3 protein-coding genes are annotated in these 2,492 nt (G+C 72.2%); 2 read left to right on the forward strand and 1 reads right to left on the reverse strand.

Features of this window, described 5'->3' with window-relative positions; translation table 11 throughout:
• Window positions 1-297: 297 nt before the first annotated feature.
• Window positions 298-432 carry an SPW_0924 family protein gene (locus ABZT03_RS43755; protein WP_356049832.1) on the forward strand — a complete coding sequence of 45 codons (135 nt, stop codon included), beginning with the start codon at window positions 298-300 and terminating at the stop codon, window positions 430-432.
• Window positions 433-495: 63 nt separating this feature from the next.
• A complete protein-coding gene (locus ABZT03_RS43760; protein ID WP_356049834.1) occupies window positions 496-1,485 on the forward strand; it encodes a DUF3068 domain-containing protein in 990 nt (329 codons plus the stop codon).
• Here ABZT03_RS43760 and ABZT03_RS43765 read toward each other — a convergent pair.
• Window positions 1,475-2,492 (reverse strand): ATP-dependent helicase C-terminal domain-containing protein (locus ABZT03_RS43765; protein ID WP_356049835.1); only part of this gene is annotated, 1,018 nt, incomplete at its 5' end. The genes ABZT03_RS43760 and ABZT03_RS43765 overlap by 11 nt on opposite strands.

Genomic DNA, 2,492 nt, shown 5'->3' on the forward strand with positions numbered 1-2,492 from the left:
ACGCTGACGGTCGAACTGACGGTGGCCGCCGTCGAGACGACGCCGCCCAGCACCGACCCGAGCACCTCGCCCAGCCCCGAAGCCGGCACCTCGCCCAGCACGTCGCCCAGCACCTCGTCCAGCACGTCGGCGAGCCCCTCCGCGTAACCCCGGCCGCAGTACCCGTCCGCACACTCCGGCGGCGCCCCTCACGGCGAGGGGCGCCGCCGGTGTCGTACGACGTGTTCTCATCTCTGCCGCCCGTTGCTACCGTGCCGGACCTGACGACCTATCAGTTCTGTTCGCCGGGAGGTCCGTATGCGCGCCCTGATCGCCGCCACGACCGGTCTCGCGCTCGCGTTCGCCCTGGTCCTCACCCTCACCGCGCTGGGCACACCGACGGGGACGACCTCTCCGAAGCCCATGCTGACGACGGTGCCGGCGCACCCGTGAACCGCCCGCGAACCGTCCGCCCGGACCGCCCGGCCGTCCGGACCGCCCACCAAGGAGGCCGAGATGCGTCGTAAGGCCGCCCTGGTCCTGCTCGCCCTCGCCGTGTTCTTCGCGGCGCTCTCCCCGCTGCTGCGCTGGTACGCCTTCCCGCGCCTCGCGAAGATCCCGGCGAACCAGTACCAGGACATGGTGCTGGAGGCGAAGGGCGCGACCGTCCTCGACGCCTCGATGAAGGCCAGGAAGGTCTCCAAGGTCACCATCGTGCAGACCCTCAAGGGCAACGTGGAGGCATCCGAGGCCATCGAGCGGACCGCGCACCGGGACGTGGTCGTCTGGGACGGCCTGTCCTACGCCCAGGGCCCCGACGGCAAGATGATCTCCAAGATCCCCGAGCGCTACATCTTCGACGCACACTCCCAGGAACCCGTCCACGCCACGGGCGAGATGGTCGACGGCGATCCGGTCAGACGCCGGGGCATCGAGTTCAAGTGGCCGTTCCTGACGGAGAAACGGGACTACCAGTACTTCGACGCGCAGACCCGGACCACGTCCCCCATCCACTACAAGGGCACCAGGAACTTCCGGGGCGTCGGTGTCTACTACTTCGAGCAGACCGTTCCGTGGACCCAGGTCCGGTTCCCCAAGATCATGCCCGTCGCGGGCATCACCCCCGAGTCCGTCGCCAAGACCGGAACGACCATCTGGTACACCACGGTCCGCAGGTTCTGGGTCGAACCGCTGACCGGCGCACCGGTCTACGGCGAGGAGATCCACAAGGAGGAACTGCGCGGCGGCACGCTGCTCGGCGGCCGGGGGAAGGTGACCGCGTTCGCCGGCCACGTGAAGATGCGCGAGGACTACATCGAGCACACCGTCGCCCTCGTCAAGTCCAACCGCACCCTGGTCCTGCTGATGACGTCCTACCTGCCGTGGGGCTTCCTGGTCCTCGGCGTGGTGCTGCTGTCGCTCTCGCTGTGGCTGGAGGCGCGCGGCCGGCGCCCGGCCGACCCGGCGCCCGCCCGCGACAGCGAACCGGAACCGGTCACCGCCTGAGCCGGGCGTTGGTGTGCCGCGTCGGCTCGGCCGTGGCCGGGTCCTCGGGCCACGGATGCTTCGGGTACCGGCCCCGCAGCTCCGCGCGTACACCCCTGTAGCCGTCCTTCCAGAAGGACGCGAGGTCGGCGGTGACGGCGGCGGGCCTGCCGGCCGGGGAGAGCAGATGGACGAGGACGGGTACGCCCGCGACGGCCGGCGACTCCTGGAGCCCGAACATCTCCTGCAGTTTCACCGCGAGGACGGGCTGCTCGGGGCGGGAGTAGTCGACACGGATCGCCGAGCCGCTGGGCACGGTGATCCGCTCCGGCGCCAGCTCGTCGAGGCGCGCGGCCTCGCCGGACGCCCACGGCAGCAGCCGGGCGAGCCCCTTCCCGGCGTCGATCCGCGCGAGACCGGCGCGCCGCCGCGCGCGGCCCAGCTCGGGCTCCAGCCATTCGTCCACGCGCGCGTGGAGGGCGTCGTCGGACACGTCCGGCCACGGGTCGCCCAGGTGCAGGCGCAGGAAGGCGAGCCGCCGGCGCAGTACGTCCGCCTCGGCCGACCACCTCAGCAGTCCGAGCCCCTCGCGCCGCAGCCCGTCGAGCAGTGCCTCGCGTACGAGAGCGGGGTCGGCGTCGGCCAGGGGCCGTACCGCCAGTTCCACCGCGCCCAGCCGCTCGACCCGCCGCGCGACGACGTCCCCGCCGCCCCAGTGCACCTCTTCGCGCTCCTCGACCAGGGCACCGGCCGCGTACCGGGCGACCTCCTCGTCCACGACGGCGCCGAGCTGCACGCGCGCGTGCCCCTTGCCCACGGGACGGTCGGCGACGGCCACCGCCACCCAGGACGCACCGCCCAGGGCGGAGCCCTCACGCACCTCGGCACGGGTCCCGGAGACCATCAGCAGCGAACCGCCGTCGGCCCTGGCCACGAAGACCTCCTCCTGGACGACCCGGGAGTCGTTGGGCAGGTCGGCGATGACGGTGGGCCTGTAGTAGTAGCCGCCGTCGAGGTCGAGGCGCTCG

The sequence above is a fragment of the Streptomyces sp. NPDC005574 genome, assembly GCF_040605435.1.
Taxonomy (GTDB): Bacteria; Actinomycetota; Actinomycetes; order Streptomycetales; family Streptomycetaceae; genus Streptomyces.

Bases quoted from the DNA above. Each gene is read 5' to 3' on its own strand.
- ABZT03_RS43755 (WP_356049832.1), top strand. From the start codon at position 298: ATGCGCGCCCTGATCGCCGCCACGACCGGTCTCGCGCTCGCGTTCGCC.
- ABZT03_RS43760 (WP_356049834.1), top strand. From the start codon at position 496: ATGCGTCGTAAGGCCGCCCTGGTCCTGCTCGCCCTCGCCGTGTTCTTC.